The sequence below is a fragment of the Pseudomonas sp. FSL R10-2964 genome (assembly GCF_009600035.1).
GTDB lineage: Bacteria > Pseudomonadota > Gammaproteobacteria > Pseudomonadales > Pseudomonadaceae > Aquipseudomonas > Aquipseudomonas bubulae.
On the sequence record NZ_WIWH01000001.1, the window covers coordinates 168,159 to 184,252 of the forward strand.

At 59.4% G+C, this 16,094-nt stretch carries 16 protein-coding genes; 8 read left to right on the plus strand and 8 right to left on the minus strand.

The annotated features are described in order from the left end of the window. Positions 1 to 40 precede the first annotated feature (40 nt). Positions 41 to 973, minus strand: coding sequence for a LysR family transcriptional regulator (locus GHN92_RS00855; RefSeq protein WP_095001197.1), 933 nt, complete (start codon positions 971 to 973; stop codon positions 41 to 43). A gap of 223 nt (positions 974 to 1,196) precedes the next feature. On the opposite strand from GHN92_RS00855, the gene GHN92_RS00860 reads away from it, so the two are divergent. From GHN92_RS00860 to GHN92_RS00875, 4 genes are read left to right on the plus strand one after another with little or no spacing between them, the layout of a single operon-like run. Next, positions 1,197 to 2,708 carry an efflux transporter outer membrane subunit gene (locus GHN92_RS00860; RefSeq protein ID WP_095018218.1) on the plus strand — a complete coding sequence of 504 codons (1,512 nt, stop codon included), beginning with the start codon at positions 1,197 to 1,199 and terminating at the stop codon, positions 2,706 to 2,708. 47 nt (positions 2,709 to 2,755) lie between these two features. After that, complete coding sequence (locus GHN92_RS00865; RefSeq protein ID WP_095001199.1) at positions 2,756 to 4,942, plus strand: FUSC family protein; 2,187 nt, start codon at positions 2,756 to 2,758, stop codon at positions 4,940 to 4,942. Beyond that, positions 4,932 to 5,132, plus strand: a complete 201-nt coding sequence (locus GHN92_RS00870) for a DUF1656 domain-containing protein (protein WP_016781859.1) — start codon at positions 4,932 to 4,934, stop codon at positions 5,130 to 5,132. Before GHN92_RS00865 ends, GHN92_RS00870 begins: the two co-directional genes overlap by 11 nt. Positions 5,133 to 5,142: 10 nt before the next feature. Beyond that, on the plus strand, positions 5,143 to 6,006 hold the full coding sequence (locus GHN92_RS00875) for an HlyD family secretion protein (protein WP_095028946.1): 864 nt from the start codon (positions 5,143 to 5,145) through the stop codon (positions 6,004 to 6,006). A 109-nt stretch (positions 6,007 to 6,115) separates the two neighbouring features. Here the strand turns inward: GHN92_RS00875 and GHN92_RS00880 are convergent, their stop codons facing one another. Both GHN92_RS00880 and GHN92_RS00885 read right to left on the minus strand, forming a co-directional pair. Continuing rightward, complete coding sequence (locus tag GHN92_RS00880; protein WP_133144303.1) at positions 6,116 to 6,511, minus strand: DUF4440 domain-containing protein; 396 nt, start codon at positions 6,509 to 6,511, stop codon at positions 6,116 to 6,118. Between the two features lie 13 nt (positions 6,512 to 6,524). Continuing rightward, complete coding sequence (locus GHN92_RS00885) at positions 6,525 to 7,748, minus strand: MFS transporter (protein WP_133144302.1); 1,224 nt, start codon at positions 7,746 to 7,748, stop codon at positions 6,525 to 6,527. Between the two features lie 109 nt (positions 7,749 to 7,857). On the opposite strand from GHN92_RS00885, the gene GHN92_RS00890 reads away from it, so the two are divergent. Next, positions 7,858 to 8,742, plus strand: a complete 885-nt coding sequence (locus tag GHN92_RS00890) for a LysR family transcriptional regulator (protein WP_133144301.1) — start codon at positions 7,858 to 7,860, stop codon at positions 8,740 to 8,742. Positions 8,743 to 8,782: 40 nt separating this feature from the next. Here GHN92_RS00890 and GHN92_RS00895 read toward each other — a convergent pair whose 3' ends face one another. Genes GHN92_RS00895 through yaaA form a run of 3 tightly spaced genes read right to left on the minus strand, consistent with a single transcriptional unit; the run spans position 8,783 to position 10,918 of the window. Further along, positions 8,783 to 9,607 carry an SDR family oxidoreductase gene (locus GHN92_RS00895; protein ID WP_095001203.1) on the minus strand — a complete coding sequence of 275 codons (825 nt, stop codon included), beginning with the start codon at positions 9,605 to 9,607 and terminating at the stop codon, positions 8,783 to 8,785. 10 nt (positions 9,608 to 9,617) lie between these two features. Next, positions 9,618 to 10,082 (minus strand): multidrug transporter, encoded by a 465-nt coding sequence (locus GHN92_RS00900; RefSeq protein WP_133144300.1) that lies wholly within the window; start codon positions 10,080 to 10,082, stop codon positions 9,618 to 9,620. A 56-nt stretch (positions 10,083 to 10,138) separates the two neighbouring features. Then, positions 10,139 to 10,918, minus strand: coding sequence for a peroxide stress protein YaaA (gene yaaA, locus GHN92_RS00905; protein WP_095001205.1), 780 nt, complete (start codon positions 10,916 to 10,918; stop codon positions 10,139 to 10,141). Between the two features lie 143 nt (positions 10,919 to 11,061). Here yaaA and GHN92_RS00910 point away from each other — a divergent pair, with 143 nt between their 5' ends. Then, positions 11,062 to 12,189: a polysaccharide deacetylase family protein gene (locus GHN92_RS00910; RefSeq protein ID WP_095024909.1), complete on the plus strand. Its 1,128-nt coding sequence runs from the start codon at positions 11,062 to 11,064 to the stop codon at positions 12,187 to 12,189. A gap of 47 nt (positions 12,190 to 12,236) precedes the next feature. Here the strand turns inward: GHN92_RS00910 and GHN92_RS00915 are convergent, their stop codons facing one another. Beyond that, entirely contained in the window at positions 12,237 to 12,557 is a 321-nt protein-coding gene (locus GHN92_RS00915; RefSeq protein ID WP_095001207.1) for a hypothetical protein, read from the minus strand. A 564-nt stretch (positions 12,558 to 13,121) separates the two neighbouring features. Between GHN92_RS00915 and GHN92_RS00920 the strand changes: the two genes are divergently transcribed. Next, on the plus strand, positions 13,122 to 14,516 hold the full coding sequence (locus GHN92_RS00920; protein WP_095001208.1) for a PhoH family protein: 1,395 nt from the start codon (positions 13,122 to 13,124) through the stop codon (positions 14,514 to 14,516). A gap of 183 nt (positions 14,517 to 14,699) precedes the next feature. Then, the gene (locus tag GHN92_RS00925) at positions 14,700 to 15,611 is read left to right on the plus strand and encodes a LysR substrate-binding domain-containing protein (protein ID WP_133144299.1); all 912 of its coding nucleotides are present in this window, start codon (positions 14,700 to 14,702) and stop codon (positions 15,609 to 15,611) included. Here GHN92_RS00925 and GHN92_RS00930 read toward each other — a convergent pair. After that, entirely contained in the window at positions 15,600 to 16,046 is a 447-nt protein-coding gene (locus GHN92_RS00930) for a DMT family transporter (RefSeq protein ID WP_095001210.1), read from the minus strand. The two genes, GHN92_RS00925 and GHN92_RS00930, sit on opposite strands and share 12 nt — an antisense overlap. Positions 16,047 to 16,094 lie beyond the last annotated feature (48 nt).

Genomic DNA, 16,094 nt, shown 5'->3' on the forward strand with positions numbered 1-16,094 from the left:
TGTAGCAATCGCGAGCAAGCCCGCTCCCACAAAATCGCAATCAGCTATAGGTGGCCAGTTCAGTCTGATGCGCCGCCAGAATTTCCGGCAGCGAGCTTTTCAAGTATTCGACCCAGGTCTTGATCTTGGCATCCAGGTACTGGCGCGACGGGTAGATGGCGTACAGGTTCAGTTCCTGGGAGCGGTACTTGGGCAGCATGCGCACCAGCGTGCCGTTGCGCAGGCCTTCGATGGCGGCGTACACCGGCAGCACGCCGACACCCATGCCGCTGGTGATCGCGGTTTTCATCGCGTCGGCCGAGTTGACCAGAAACGGCGAAGAGTTGATCAGCACCATTTCCTGGCCTTCCGGGCCTTCAAACACCCATTTGTCCAATGCAATCACCGGGCTGACCAGGCGCAGGCAGGAATGGTTGAGCAGGTCGCTGGGCTTGGTTGCCGTGCCATTGGCTTTCACATAGCCGGGCGATGCACAGACGATGCTGTAGGTAATGCCCAGGCGCTGGGACACAAAACCCGAGTCCGGCAGCTCGCTGGCCAGCACGATGGACACGTCGTAGCCTTCGTTGAGCAGGTCCGGCACGCGGTTGGCCAGGGTCAGGTCGAAGGTCACGTCGGGGTGGGTCTTGCGGTAGCGGGCAATGGCGTCGATCACGAAGTGCTGGCCGATGCCGGTCATGGTGTGCACTTTCAATTGCCCGGCTGGGCGCGAGTGGGCGTCGCTGGCCTCGGCTTCGGCTTCTTCAACGTAGGCCAGGATTTGCTCGCAGCGCAGTAAATAGCGTTTGCCGGCTTCGGTCAGGGCGATGCGGCGGGTGGTGCGGTTAAGCAGGCGTGTTTGCAGGTGGGCCTCAAGGTTGGAGACCGCGCGCGAGACGTTGGCAGTGGTGGTGTCCAGCATGGCGGCAGCGGCCGTGAAACTTCCGGCTTCGGCCACACAACTGAAGGCGCGCATGTTTTGCAAAGTGTCCATGAAGTGCTCTCAAGGGGCGATATAGGGGACAGCAACCAATTACACAGCAACAAATTGTGACATGAAGTTTCAGGCTTTACAGGCCGCTTTTCATTCGACCAACGGATTATCCCAAGAACGGTAATAAAGATTCACATTTATGCCCGCTTATCGTTGTGCCTGCCAAGTCATAGACTTCTCTATCTCAAGCCTCATCCTCCCTCCTTTTCAGGAATTTGCAGCAGTGCAGCGTCGCATCAGCAGAGAGCTTAAAGCCCTCAGTGTTCTGGCTTTATCGTTAGCATTAAACGGCTGCATTGGTTTTGGTGGCATCGCGCCCAAGGGCAGCATGCTTCCCGCCAATACGCTGGCCACCGACGAGGCGATTCAAAGCGCCGCGAAAGACGCGAACTGGCCCAAAGCCCAATGGTGGCACGCTTATGGCGACCCGCAACTGGATGAGTGGATCAGCCTTGCCGTACAGGGTAGCCCAACGATGGCAATGGCTGCAGCCCGTGTGCGTCAGGCCCGGGCCATGGCCGGGGTTGCCGAGTCGGCCGAGTCGCTGCAAATCAACGCAGATTCGACGCTCAAACGGCACAACTGGCCCTCGGACCAATTCTATGGCCCGGGTGCATTGGACAACTCCACAACCTGGGACAACAACGCCGCGCTGGGCTTCAGCTTTGCCCTGGACTTGTGGGGCCGCGAAAGCAATGCCACAGAGCAGGCCGTGGACATGGCGCACATGAGTGTGGCCGAAGGTCGTCAGGCCCAGCTCGAACTGCAGAACAACGTGATTCGTGCCTATATCCAGCTGTCGCTGCACTACGCCCAACTCGATATCGTCGAATCGACTCTGCACCAGCAAGAACAGATTCTCGATCTGGCACAAAAGCGTCTGGACGGCGGTATCGGCACCCATTTTGAAGTCAGCCAGGCGCAGGCGCCGCTGCCCGAGATTCATCGCCAGATTGACGCCCAGGAAGAAGAAATCGCCTTGACCCGCAACCAGTTGTCGGCGCTGGCCGGTAAGGGCCCAGGGGAGGGTGCACGCCTCAAGCGACCAACCCTCGCCCTGGCCACTGCACTGAAACTGCCGTCGAGCCTTCCTGCTGAACTGCTGGGACAGCGTCCTGATGTGGTTGCCAGCCGCTGGGAAGTGGCAGCCCAGGCCCGCGGCATCGATGTGGCGCACGCCGGTTTCTACCCCAACGTAGACCTGGTGGGCAGCATCGGCTTTATGGCCACCGGTGGTAGCGCGCTGGGTTTTCTGACCGGCAAGAAGCTCAACTACAACGTTGGCCCGGCCATTTCCCTGCCGATCTTCGATGGCGGTCGCTTGCGCTCGGAACTGGGCGTGGCCTCTGGAGGCTATGACATGGCCGTGGCCAAGTACAACCAGACCCTGGTGACTGCGCTCAAGGGCATTTCCGATCAGTTGATCAAGCGCGAGTCGATGGAAAAACAGCAGGTCTTTGCCGCCGAGTCGGTGCAGGCCGCGCAAAAAACCTACGACATCGCCGTGGTCGCGTTCCAGCGTGGTCTGACCGACTACCTCAACGTGCTCAATGCACAAACCCTGCTGTTCAAGCAGCAGCAGATCCAGCAGCAGGTCCAGGCCGCCCGCCTGAGCGCCCACGCCGAGCTGGTGACGGCGCTGGGTGGCGGCCTTGGTGCTGGCAACGATGTGCCCAGGGACGATCGCTATGTGCCCGACAAACCGCCGGCCGTCATGGCGCTGTTCAACCACTGAACCTGACCACCTATCCCCCCCCGATGGCTAATTTTGAGAGCCTGTAGATGAACCACTTGCCCGCCCCGGTACGCTGGCTGTATTCCCTGGAATGGCGCCGTGGCTTTTTTGACTGGGCACGCAGCGATGGCGTTACCTGGGTGCATATTTTCAAAGTGCTGGTCGCCGCCTTTCTGACCCTGTGGCTGGCCATGCGCCTTGAGCTGCCGCAACCGCGCACCGCCATGATCACTGTCTTTATCGTGATGCAGCCGCAAAGCGGCCAGGTGTTCGCCAAAAGCTTTTACCGGTTTTTGGGCACCCTGACCGGCTCGGCGGTAATGGTGGCGCTGATCGCCCTGTTCGCGCAGAACACCGTGCTGTTTCTCGGTGCGATGGCGATCTGGGTGGGCATCTGCTCCGCCGGTGCTGCTCGCTGCCGCAACTTCCGTGCTTATGGTTTTGTGCTGGCCGGTTACACCGCTGCAATGGTCGGCCTGCCTGCTCTGGCCCACCCCGATGGCGCCTTTATGGCCGCGGTGTGGCGGGTGCTGGAGATCTCGCTGGGCATTCTCTGCTCCACCGTGGTCAGCGCTGCGATCCTGCCCAAAACGGCTGGCGCAGCAATGCATGACGCGCTGTACAAACGCTTTGGCGTATTTGCCGGTTTTGTTGCCGAAGGCCTGCGTGGCCAGTCCTCCCAGGAGGCCTACGAGGCCAGCAACGTGCGTTTTATCGGTGAAAGCGTGGGCCTCGAAGGCATGCGCAGCGTGACCGTATTTGAAGACCCGCATATGCGTCGTCGCAGTGGCCGCCTGAGTCGTTTGAACAGCGAGTTCATGGCCATTACTACGCGCTTCAATGCCTTGCACCAGTTGCTTGCACGTTTGCGCAGCCGTGGTGTGGTGGACGTAGTGTCGGCCATCGAGCCGGAGCTGGAGATCCTGGCGCAGTTGCTCGACACCTATGCCGGTCGCTCGTTGACGGATAAAGACGCGGCCTTGCTCGCCGAGCAACTGGATGCCTTCAAGGCGAGCCTGCCAGGGCATGTCCGTGCGTTGCGGGTCAGGTTTCTGCAAAGCGAACCCAGCCCGTCTGACTTCCTCGACTTCAACACCGCCTACGAGCTGCTGTTCCGCTTTGTCGACGACCTGCACAACTACGCGCTGACCCACGCCTCGCTGGCCGATCACACCCACGAACGGGAGCGTTGGGACCAACCGTTTATTTCGCAGACCAACTGGTGGTCGGCGGCCGCTTCCGGGATTCGGGCAGCGTTTATCCTGGCCGTGCTCGGCACCTACTGGGTGATGACCGCCTGGCCCAGCGGCGCCATGATGACCCTGATCGCCGCCGCCACGGTGGGCTTGTCGGCAGCCACGCCCAACCCCAAACGCATGGCTTTTCAGATGGCCTGCGGGACCTTCCTGGGGGCGTTGATCGGCTTTGTCGAAATGTTTTTCGTGCTGCCTCATATCGACGGTTTCCCGCTGTTGTGTCTGGTGCTGACGCCGGTGATCGTGCTGGGTTCGTTCCTCACGTCGCGGGCCAATTACGCGGGTGTCGGCCTGGGCTTGCTGATCTTTTTCAGCACCGGCTCGGTCCCCGACAACCTGACGATCTACAACCCGTACCAGTTCATCAACGACTACATCGCGATGGTCATGGGCATGCTGGTCTGTGCGGCTGCCGGTGCGATTATCCTGCCGCCCAACAGCCGCTGGTTGTGGAGCCGTCTGGAGCAGGATCTGCGTGAACAGGTGGTGTATGCCATCAGTGGCAAGTTACGTGGTCTGAGCTCCAGCCTGGAAAGCCGTACCCGTGACCTGATGCATCAGGCTTACGGCCTGGCCGCCGGCAAGCCGCAGGTGCAACGCCAATTGCTGCGCTGGATGTTTGTGGTGCTGGAAGTCGGCCACGCAATTATCGAGCTGCGCAAGGAGCAGGCGATCCTGCCGGTTCACCCGGCGTATGCCGAGGCCCAGCCGTGGCGCCAGGCCATCCGGGTCATGGGCCGGGCGCTGGTGCGGCTGTTTATCGCCCCCAGCGAAAGCAACCTGGAGCGCGCGCTGATTGCCGTCGATCACGCCATCAGCCGCGTGCAGTCTACCGACGAACCCTTTGCCCGCAACTTCGATACCTCGGCGTTGGTGCGGGTGCAAAGCTACCTGCATTTTATTCGTACATCACTGCTTGACCCGCAATCGCCGCTGGCCGCTTATGCCCAGCCGCAAGGACTTGAACATGCCTCGTGAAATCGCCTTCCACGGCGTCTACATGCCCACCATGACCCTGATGTTTTTTATCGCGGCGGGGTTGGCATGGGGCTTTGACCGACTGTTTTCCGGCTACGACCTGTACCGCTTCTTCTGGCACCCGGCGCTGCTGCGCCTGAGCCTGTTTGCTTGTCTTTTTGGCGCCATGGCGCTCACTGTTTACCGTTGAGACCGATCCGATGAAAAAGTTCTTCAGCCTGCTTGCCACCTTGCTGGTTTTGGCCCTTGCGATATGGATCGGCCGAACCCTGTGGGAACATTACATGAACACCCCGTGGACCCGTGATGGACGGGTGCGGGCCGATATCATCAACGTCGCGGCCGACGTCAACGGCTATGTGGTCGGCGTGCCGGTCAAGGACAACCAGTTGGTGAAAAAGGGCGACGTGCTGCTGGAAATCGACCCTGAGCACTACGAAATCATGGTCAAGCAAGCCCAGTCGCTGGTGGCCTCCCGCAAGGCAACCTGGGAAATGCGCAAGGTCAACGCCCATCGTCGGGCTGACATGGACAGCCTGGTGATTTCCCGCGAGAACCGTGACGACGCCAGCAACATCGCCGACTCGGCCCTGGCCGACTATCAGCACGCCCTGGCGCAGCTGGACGCGGCGCAGCTCAACCTCAAGCGCACCAAGGTCCTGGCCACGGTCGATGGTTACGTGACCAACCTCAATGTGCATCGCGGCGACTATGCGCGGGTGGGTGATCCGAAAATGGCCGTGATCGACCAGGATTCGTTCTGGGTCTATGGCTTCTTTGAAGAAACCAAACTGCCGCATATCCGCGTGGGCGACAAAGCCGATCTGCAAATGATGAGCGGTGAAGTGTTGAAGGGCCACGTTGAAAGCATCTCGCGGGGTATATACGACCGCGACAACCCCGAAAGCCGTGAGCTGGTGGCTGACGTTAACCCGACGTTCAACTGGGTGCGTCTGGCCCAGCGGGTACCGGTGCGGATCCATATTGACGAGATCCCCGATGGCTTCCTGCTGGCCGCGGGTACGACCTGTACGGTGATCGTGGATCAGGGCAAGACCGAGTAAAGTTAATGCGGGAGCGGGCTTGCTCGCGATGGCCTCGACGCGGTTTAACTGAAACACCGCAGTGACGGCATCGCGAGCAAGCCCGCTCCCACAAGCGCGAGGCCGGGGTTCAAGCCGCGCAAAACGTCTCGTGCAAATGCCGCCACAGTATCTTGCCGTCGGCGTCTTTCTCGAATACCACGGTGGCGCGGCGGTCGGTGCGGTTGCCGTTGTGTTCCTCCTGCAGCTCGCGGTAGCTGACTACTGCACCACCTGGATGCAGGGCAATGCCCTTGAACTCGCTGAGGGTGATGTTCAGGCCCGGGCGCGCACCGCGCAGTTGTTCAAACAGTGTTTCTACGCCGTTGGCGTCCAGCACTGTGCCGCTGGGGGCAATCATCGAAAACTGCGGCGAAAACCGCGCCAGCAATACCGGCAGCACGCCGGGTTCCAGACCGGAAAACCAGCCTTCAATTTCGACGTGGGTTTCGCTTACCAGGTCGAAGTAGCGCTTATAGTCACTCATCAATATCTCCAGGTCAGGGTGCGAGCAAGGCCAGCACGCGGGATGTATCAAGGCGTAGAACGGGAACCAGCGGCACCAGCGTCAATGCACCCCCGATGGCAAAGCATAGGGCAAAGGCGTGGGACGTCGAGGTGATTGCGGTCAATGTACCGAACAGGGCCATCATCAAGGCCGGGCCAAGCAGGAAGCTCAATTGGCGGTTGAGGTTCCACAGTGCACTGGCGTGGCCCATGTGTTCGGGTGCGATATCGATAAAGGCTGTGTTTTGTGCGCTGCTGCTGCACAGGCTGCCACCAAAGCCCATCACGGCGTACAGCGCCATGGGCAAGCCGATGCTGGAACTATCGATTTGGGGCAGTAACGCAATACCCGCGGCTTGTGCGCTCATGCCCAGCAGTAGCAAGGGTTTGGGGCCAAGGCGGTTGAACTGGTAGCGGCTCAGGGTGATGCCCAGCGCTGAAGCCAGAGCCCAGGGCAGCATCAGCATGCCGGTTTGCGTGGCGCTAAAACCCAGCTGGTGCAGGTACAAGATACTCACCAGTTGCGTGCCGATGAAAATGCCGGGGATAAACAGGTAGGTCAGCATTGCCACTTGCAGCAACGGGCTTTTGAACAGGCGGCCCATATTGGCTGCGCCAGCTCGAATGCGCCTGTAAGTCATGGGCAATACGGGCTGCGCAGGCGGGTCGGGTTGCAGCCAGCAGACTGCCAGCAGCAGGGTAAGCAAGGTCAGTGGTAGATTGGCATAAAACACCCAGCGCCAAGTGAGCGCTTCGACCATCCAGCCGCCCAGTGCTGGCGACAGTGCGGGCACTAGCAGCGCCACAAGCAAAATCACTGAGGTCAGTCGGGCCCGGTCGCGGATCGGGAAGTGCCGATAGGCCATAGCCTGACCGACCGGAATCAACAGCCCGCCCCCCAGCCCCTGCAGCAGGCGGTAGCCGATCAGAGCTTTAATTGAGGTCGCTTGGGCGACACACAACGACGCCACGCTGAATAATGTCAGTGAAAGCACGATCAGGCGTTTCTCACCAAACAGTTGGGTTAGCCATACGCTGGGCACAATGACCAGGATCAGGCCAAGCATGTAGGCATTGCCAATCCACGCCAGTTGTGTGACCGAGGCATGCAGCTGCTGGCTGATATCCGGGTAGGCGATCGAGGCTGCGAACATATTCACCAGATCCAGGGCAAATCCCAGCAGATACACCAGCGCGACTTTATTGCGGTAAGCCATGGGTGGCTCCTGTTCAGTAGAGCGCACAGTAAGCAGCTTTGGCTTATGGAGGAACCGTCCGTCTGCTGCTAGATTGTCAAAATTATTTTGACAATTGGCAGGTTTCTCTATGGTCAGCCTCGACCGGTTCGACACCTTCAAGGCCGTGGTCGAAGCTGGCTCCCTTACCGCCGCGGCTGATTTACTGGGGCAAACCCGTGCGGTGGTCAGCTTCAATATCAAGCGTCTAGAGGCTGAGCTGGGCGTGACCCTGCTAACGCGCAACACCCGACGGTTGGCCCTGACTGAGGCGGGTGAGCGCTTTTACCAGCGCTGCCTGAGCATGCTGGAAGAGGCCCGGCTGGCGATTGACGAAGCGCGCAGCGAACACACCGAACTCAAGGGCACGCTGCGCATCACCACCACCGTTGAATATGCCCTGGCCAAGGTGGTGCCGGCGCTGGAGCTCTTCAGTGCCTTGCACCCTGACCTCAACGTCCAGCTGTCGACCTCATCGACCCATGCGGATCTGATCTCTGAGCGTTTTGACGTGGCCTTGCGACTGGGTCGCGTGCTCGACTCCAGCCATCGTGCCGTGCAATTGAGCACCTTCGGCATTCTGCCGGTGGCCTCGCCGGCGTTCGTTGCCAGCGTGGTGCCGATAGACAGCGTGCACGCGCTTGAGCAAACGCCGTGGCTGGAGCATGGCCGGGTTGGGGAGTTGACTATTACCGAGGTGAGCAGCGGTGTGGTCCGTCCTTTCCAGCCCAACCCCTGCAAGGCGCGCATCAGGGCGGACAACTCATCGGTGTTGCAGGCGTTTGCCCTGACCGGGCAAGGCGTGGCGATCCTGCCCGACTGGCTGATCGAGGAGGATTTGCGCACGGGGCGGCTGGTACATCTGCTGCCCGAATGGCAACTGAGCCGCCAGGGGGTGTACGCGCTCTACCCCGATACACGGCATTTGCCGCTGAAGGTGCGGGTGTTTATCGATTTTATGAAGGCGTATGCATAGGCCTGTGCTATCACCCGTAGCAGCTGCTACATAATGAGTGTCAGGCACGGGTATTGAGGCCGAACCGCTTCATCAGGATTTTTTCCAGTAGGGCAGCGGGCACCAGCGCGGCCAGTAGCGGCAAGGCGCGGCTGCCATTACCGTAACGCAGCAACATCGGTGGCTTGGGTTTCATGACGGCCTTGAATACTGCGTCGGCAAAGGCTGTGGCCGGGGTGGGATTGTCTTGTGAGGCCCTGGCCCTGGCGCGAATACCGTCGCGCATGGGCCACCAGGCGGAGCTCTCGGCAATCAACTGCTCGGCCTGGGCGCTGGCATTTTTCGCGAAGCTGGTATCAATGGCCCCGGGCTGCACTTCCAGCACGCCAATGGCAAAAGGCGCCAGCTCCATGCGCAGGGCATCACTCAAGGCATGTACTGCAGCTTTAGAGGCACAGTAGGCGCCGGCAAACGGGGTGACCAGTACCCCGGAAACACTGCCGATATTGACCACCAGGCCCTTGTTGCGGCGCAGCGCCGGGAACAGCGCGCGGGTAACGCCCACAATGGAAAATACATTGGTTTCAAATTGCTGCTGCAAGCCCTCGACGCCGCCATCGAGCAGGGGGCCCATAGCGCCGAAACCTGCATTGTTTATCAGCACGTCCAGCCCGCCGCCTGCCTGCTCCAGGCGCTCGGCCAATTGCTCCAACCCCTGCGGATCATTGACGTCCAGTTGCACAGCGGCAAACCCCGCCGCAGCCAATAGTGCTACATCCCCAGGCTTGCGGGCGCAGGCCCAGACATCATGCCCCGCCACCTTGAAAGCATCGGCCAGGGCGCGGCCAATACCGCTGGAACAACCGGTGATCAAAACACGCAGCATGGGAACATCCTTAATTGGAAAAACTGCCTTGCAGGCGTTCTGCCCGAAACTCGAGGGTTTGCGGGCGATTACCCGTGCGCAGCGGCGGCATCGGCAAGCAGTCCTGCCAGCTTGCCCCTGCTTGCAATTCGCCGGGGCCGCGGTAGCGCGGGGCGGTGTAAAGGTTGTCGGCAAGATTGACGGTGTCGCCCGGTGCATAGGCGGCAATGCGCCAGCCAAGTTCGACCAGTGGTACGTCATTGCTGTTTTTCAGGGTCAGTTGCAGCGGTCGGTCTGCCGGGCATTGGGCAGGGTCATAGACGATGCGCAGTTCCAGGCGTGCCAGTTGTGCCGCCTCACGGCTGTCCAGCCACGCCACCGAGGCTGCAACTATCGCCAGCCCCAGTACGGCAGCCAGTGAGACCGGCAAGGCCTTGGCCGGGTAGCGCAACAACAGGACAAGCCAGGTGATGATCAGTAAAACGCCGATAAACATGGCTGGGCCTCTTGCAGGGAATACCTATAACTTACCAGCATGAGGCATGCAGCGGGTCACTGCGGGGCGTGGTCGCGCAAAAACACCAGCAAATCCGGCTTGGACTGCTCGGCGCTGAAGCGATAACCCTGCTCATCAAACTGCTTGAGGTGCTCAGGGTTGTCGATGCGCTCCTTGATCACAAACCGGCTCATCATGCCTCGGGCTTTTTTCGCATAGAAACTGATGATTTTATGCTGGCCGTTTTTCAGGTCCTTGAACTCGGTATTGATGATGCGGGCGTTCAATGCCGACTTTTTTACCGCCGAGAAGTATTCGTTGGATGCCAGATTGAGCAGTACGTCATCGCCTTGTTCGGCCAGGGCCTGGTTGAGCCATTCGCTGATGTGCGTGCCCCAGAACGCGTACAGGTCCTTGCCCCGTGCGTTGGCCAGTTTGGTGCCCATTTCCAGGCGATACGGCATCATCAGGTCCAGCGGACGCAGCAGGCCGTAGAGCCCCGAGAGCATGCGCAGGTGGCTTTGCGCATAGTCGAAGTCGGCCTCGCTGAAGTCCACGGCATTGAGGCCGGTGTAGACATCGCCCTTGAACGCCAGCAGTGCCTGCTTGGCATTGGCGGGGGTAAAGGCGGGCGTCCAGCTGCCAAAGCGCGCCGCGTTGAGGCCCGACAGCTTGTCGGATAAATGCATCAGCTCGCCAATCTGTTGCGGGCTCAGTTCGCGCAATTGTTCGATCAATTCCTGGGAATGGTCCAGGTACTGGGGCTGGGTGAAACGTGCTGTGGCGGGCGGCGTTTCATAATCGAGGGTTTTAGCGGGTGAAATCACCATCAGCATGGGGTTGTCTCCTTTTAGCGTCGGGGGATTCTAGGCGTTGGCGCAGTTTGACTCCACCTATGAACGCGATAGATCCCCCAACGCCTGCGGGGTCGGGCACTGGTCGGGTTATAGTGCAGTCAGTTTTTACAGGGGGTTGATCAGTGCGCATTGCTCTTTTCTTGTGGGTCTGGCTGGTGTGTGCCGGGGCGGTGGCGGCACCTGTCGAGCCCGCGACGCTGGATCGCAGCACATGGCCCGAACAATTGACCAGCCCGGCCTTGTTCGATGTTGCCTCGCGTGCCGAAATACTCGCTTTTGCCCATGCCTTGATGGTCAGCGAAGCGCTGGATGAAAGCGCCCTGAAACAGCGGTTGGGTCTGAAAATAATCAATGTTGAGGCAATAGATGCTCTGCGCCAGCGGATGTGGCAGCGGTTACTGACCAACTACAACCTGGCGCAGCAAAGTTGCGATCAGGATGCTTCGTTCTGCTATTACGTCGATGACATGGACAGTCTGCGTGAGCAGGCGGGCAAGTTCGCAATCGCCGATGACTCGTTTTATGTGGCCTGGGCCGAGCCCGGCCGTGAGTTTCACCAGCGCTACCTGGATGAGCAATTACGCATGGCGGCGCTGCTCCCGCAAATCAGCAGTGAAATCGCTCTGTTGGGCGACCAGGAAGTCAACGGCGAGACGATGCACGACCGGCTGTTTTTGTTGACCTTCGACAGCGGCCCCACGCAATTGCCGGGCACTACTGACTGGCTGACCGGGTACCTGCGCAAGCAATCCATCAGCGGGATTTTTTTCGTGCTGGGTAACAGCTTGCAGGTGCGTCTCGACAAGGAAGGCGCGCTGGCCTTGCAGGCACTCTACAAGGGACAGTGTGTGGGTGTGCAGGGCTGGGAGTACCGTTCCCACAGTCACTGGAAAGACTGGCAGGACTCTATTGCGCGTAGCGCCGCCCTGGTCAATCAGGTTGTGCCGCAGCGCTACGTGCCTCTGTTTCGCCCGCCCTACGGGCAGCGCCGGGCCGACAGCGGCGGTTTTTTTGAGGCTCAGGGCATGCGGGTGGCCTTGTGGGGCATCGATGCCCAGGACTTGGCGACGAGCTTGAACGGCGAGCAGTCAGCCCATCGAGTATTGACCCTGATGCTGCTTTGGCGGCATGGGGTGATTGCGTTTCATGACACCCAGGACAAGGTGCGTACGGCATTACCCTGGCTGATGAACGCTACCTCACAAAGTGGATTGGGCTGGGACAGTTGTGAAGCGCTCGGTGAGCGCTAGACCATTCCTCCTGGCCCGCCGGCTTCGACGGGCCAGGAAACACGGCGTTACAGCAGGCGCAGTGCCAGATGGCTGCCTGCGCGCAGGTATTCAACCTGGGCGGTGATTGCATCCTTGACGATGGCTTCACCGGTATCGGTCAGCTTGGCGTTCTTGGCATCGATTACTGCCAGTTGCAGCAATTGCATGGCGACATCCATGGCCTTTTGAAAAGCGGTCGTATTGTTGTGATGGCCAAAGTGCTCGATGATCCTTTCCATTCTTTCATCAGCATTGTCGCGCAGCTGTTCGTACTCGGTGAACGAAACGCTGCCGTCCTTGTAAATCTCGAGCAGCAATTGTTCCAGTGTTTTGGAGATGGGAGTCATGCAGTCATCCTTTCGCAGTAACGCGGTCGCGGTTTTTATTCGTCACCTGAAGAGGGGGGCGTCAGTACCGTGACCTCGTGCATTAATGAAGGTGTTGCGCGGAGTTGAATCAGAAAATCACCACGGAAGTGACGGTTAGCGGACTCAGTGCCAGCCGCAGCTTAATGCGGGCGAAAAGATGCCGGTGCAGGGTTTGTCCTGGATCTGTGTGGGAATTAACTGGCTTTAATGAAGGGGTGTCGAATTCAGGTTTGAGCGCTGCGCACTGCCGCGACAGAGGATGAACAGGTTGATTGCAGCGCTTTTTAATACCGGTAGATCTATTAGCTTAGTTGCGGTCCCGGAATGCGCCAAGGGTTGTTCGTCATTCAAAAAATAAAGTGCTGGAATGTGAAAAAACATTTTTTTGTCACACATTTAGGAGTATTACGAAGACAGACGGCCGAAACCTGCGAAACAGGTGGCGTCTTCCAGGACGCCATCGGGCAGGGCATACGGCAGTCACTTCGAGGCGCAGCACTGTTGCGGTATTGCGTCGAATGGCTCCCACAAAGGTGACCGAGTATGGATGATCACGGACGCACTCCTTCTTCCAACCAGCCAATCCTTTATGTACTCGATACCAATGTTCTGATTCACGATCCAAACGCAATGCTTAACTTCGAGGAACACCACGTCGCGATCCCGATGACGGTGCTCGAAGAGCTCGACAAGCTCAAAACCGGCAAATTACTGGTGGCAGCCGAGTGCCGTCAGGCCATTCGCCTCATTGACCAGTTGCTGGGGGTTGCCACCCCCGATGACGTCGAAAAAGGTGTGCCGATCCAGCGCGGCAAAGGCGCACCTAAGGGCTTCCTGTCGATCATGATGAGCAAGCGCCGCGAGCCCAACGCGTTGCTGCCCGAAAACCTCAACGACAATATCATCATCAACCAGTTGATCGACTTGCACGCCCGTGAGCCGCAATTGCGCGTGGTGCTGGTCACCAAAGACATCAACATGCGCCTGAAGGCCCGGGCTTGCGGGATCGAGTCCGAGGATTACAGTACCGACCAGCTGGTTGACGACGTGTCGATGCTCTCGCGCGGCTATCACACCATGACCGGTTCGTTCTGGGACCGCGTCAACAAGGTCGAAACCCGCCAGGGGCATGGCCGTACCTGGCATCAGGTGCAAATGAACGAAAACCTGCCGGCGGTGCATATCAATGAATTCATCATTGATGAGCAGGGCTTTGTCGGCTGGATCAAGGAGGTGCGCAAGGATCAGTTGCTGATCCTCGACATGCATCAGGAACCGCTGCTGCACCAGGAAGCCTGGGGCCTCAAACCGCGGGATATTTACCAGGGGCTGGCGCTGTTTGCTTTGCTCGACCCGGACATTCACCTGGTCAACCTGTCGGGTGCGGCGGGATCGGGCAAGACCATCCTTGCGCTGGCGGCAGCGATTGAACAAACCATGGTCAGCAAACGCTACCGGCGGATTATCTGTACCCGCAGCGTGCAGGGCCTGGACCAGGAAATCGGCTTCTTGCCGGGCACCGAAGCCGAAAAAATGGAGCCTTGGCTGGGTGCCATTACTGACAACCTCGAAGCTCTGCACATGGATGATGAAAATACCCACGGCAGCGTCGACTACATTCTGAGCAAGGTGCCATTGCAGTTCAAATCCCTGAACTACATCCGCGGTCGCAGTTTCCAGCAGAGCCTGATCCTGATCGATGAGTGCCAGAACCTGACACCGCACCAGATGAAAACCATCATTACCCGTGCCGGTGCCGGTTCCAAAGTGGTGTGCCTGGGTAACCTGGCACAGATTGATACCCCCTACCTGTCGGCCACCAGTTCGGGGCTGACCTACCTGACGGAGCGTTTCAAAGACTTCCCCAACGGTGTGCATATAGCCCTGCAAGGGGTGCCTCGCTCGATTCTGGCGGAATACGCCGAGTCACATTTGTAACTGCCTGAAGGTGGGAGCGGGCTTGCTCGCGATGAAGATGACGCGGTATCCCAGATACACCGCGCCACTTTCATCGCGAGCAAGCCCGCTCCCACTGGCGTTTTGGCTTCATGTAAGCTGACGGCGGTTGCGCGCATGGATCATGCAGCGTTGCCCTGGAGTTGGCCAAGACAGGAGCGTCAGGTGTTACTGCGTAATATCGATTTGAATCTGCTGGTGGTGCTCGATGCGCTGCTCACGGAAAAACACGTAACCCGCACCGGTGTTCGTTTGCATTTGAGCCAGCCCGCCATCAGCCACTCACTGAACAAACTCAGGGTGCTGCTTGATGACCCGTTGCTGATCCGTCAGGGCAACGAGGTGGTGCTGAGCGTGATGGCGCAAAATCTCCAGGCGCCGCTCAAGGCCATCCTGGGACAGGTCGAAACGCTGCTCGGTCAGTCCATCGACTTTGTGCCGGCAGAATCACAGCGCACCTTTCGCCTGGCCATGTCCGATTACGGCGCGACCATCGTGTTGCCAAAACTGCTGGTGCTGCTGCGCGAGCAAGCACCGGACACTTCGCTGGTGATCATCCAGGACAGCCGCCTGGGCATGCTGGAGCAGATCGAGCAGGGCAAGATCGATCTGGCCGTTGGGGTTTTCCCCACGATGCCAGCAGATATCTGCAGCGATGTATTGTTTGAAGAAACCTTTACCTGCCTGCTCAATCGTCGTTCGCTCCCGGACAATGGCGTGCTCGATCTGGACAGCTATCTGGCGCGCCCGCACCTGCTGGTGTCGACGGGTGGCAATACCCAGGGCGAGGTCGATAACGTGTTGCACGCCCGGGGGTTGCAGCGCCGGGTTGCGGTCAATGTGCCGCACTGGGGCACGGCACCGGGGATGATTACCGACACCGACCTGATTCTTACCGTGGCCACCCGTACCCTGGACAATCTGTCATTTGGCGACAGCCTGGTGGCACTGCCGCCTCCCATGACGATAGCGCCGTTCAATTATGTGCAGGTCTGGCATCAGCGTTTCAACGAAGACCCGGCTCATCGCTGGCTGCGGGATCTGGTCAGGCAAGTGAGTGCGCCTTCAGCCGCGTGAAGCGATGACAAAACCTGCCAGCACCACGCTGACCCCGAGCAGTTTTTGCAGGCTGGGGGTGTTTCTTGGCAAACCCAGCAAGCCGAAGTAATCGATCAGCAGTGAACTGATCAACTGGCCCACCACCACCGCCATGATGAAGTTCAGCGCCCCCAGGCGCGGCACGCTGATCAGCGCCACGGTGATGTAAAACACCCCGGCCAGCCCGCCGAGCCAGATCCACCAGGGGCCGGTGAGCAGGGCCGCGAGATTGGGGCGGGGCACTTTGACAATCAGCATTACCAGCGCAATCGCCAGGCCGCTGATCAGTAATGAGATCACGGTGGCCCAAAAGGGATGGCCCAGCACCACGCCCAATCGAGCGTTACTGCCCGCTTGCAGGGGCACCGCAGCACCCGCCAGCAGGCTCAGGGCAATGGCAATAAAAAGTGGCATAGGTATGACTCCAAAGTTTCGACCTTTGTACGGCGATTGCCTGCGGGC

Coding starts and splice junctions, on each gene's coding strand:
- GHN92_RS00865 (WP_095001199.1), top strand. CDS start 2,756: ATGAACCACTTGCCCGCCCCGGTACGCTGGCTGTATTCCCTGGAATGG.
- GHN92_RS00915 (WP_095001207.1), bottom strand. CDS start 12,557: ATGACTCCCATCTCCAAAACACTGGAACAATTGCTGCTCGAGATTTAC.
- GHN92_RS00875 (WP_095028946.1), top strand. CDS start 5,143: ATGAAAAAGTTCTTCAGCCTGCTTGCCACCTTGCTGGTTTTGGCCCTT.
- GHN92_RS00870 (WP_016781859.1), top strand. CDS start 4,932: ATGCCTCGTGAAATCGCCTTCCACGGCGTCTACATGCCCACCATGACC.
- GHN92_RS00900 (WP_133144300.1), bottom strand. CDS start 10,082: ATGTTTATCGGCGTTTTACTGATCATCACCTGGCTTGTCCTGTTGTTG.
- GHN92_RS00930 (WP_095001210.1), bottom strand. CDS start 16,046: ATGCCACTTTTTATTGCCATTGCCCTGAGCCTGCTGGCGGGTGCTGCG.
- GHN92_RS00895 (WP_095001203.1), bottom strand. CDS start 9,607: ATGCTGCGTGTTTTGATCACCGGTTGTTCCAGCGGTATTGGCCGCGCC.
- GHN92_RS00890 (WP_133144301.1), top strand. CDS start 7,858: ATGGTCAGCCTCGACCGGTTCGACACCTTCAAGGCCGTGGTCGAAGCT.
- GHN92_RS00920 (WP_095001208.1), top strand. CDS start 13,122: ATGGATGATCACGGACGCACTCCTTCTTCCAACCAGCCAATCCTTTAT.
- GHN92_RS00885 (WP_133144302.1), bottom strand. CDS start 7,748: ATGGCTTACCGCAATAAAGTCGCGCTGGTGTATCTGCTGGGATTTGCC.
- GHN92_RS00855 (WP_095001197.1), bottom strand. CDS start 973: ATGGACACTTTGCAAAACATGCGCGCCTTCAGTTGTGTGGCCGAAGCC.
- GHN92_RS00880 (WP_133144303.1), bottom strand. CDS start 6,511: ATGAGTGACTATAAGCGCTACTTCGACCTGGTAAGCGAAACCCACGTC.
- yaaA (WP_095001205.1), bottom strand. CDS start 10,918: ATGCTGATGGTGATTTCACCCGCTAAAACCCTCGATTATGAAACGCCG.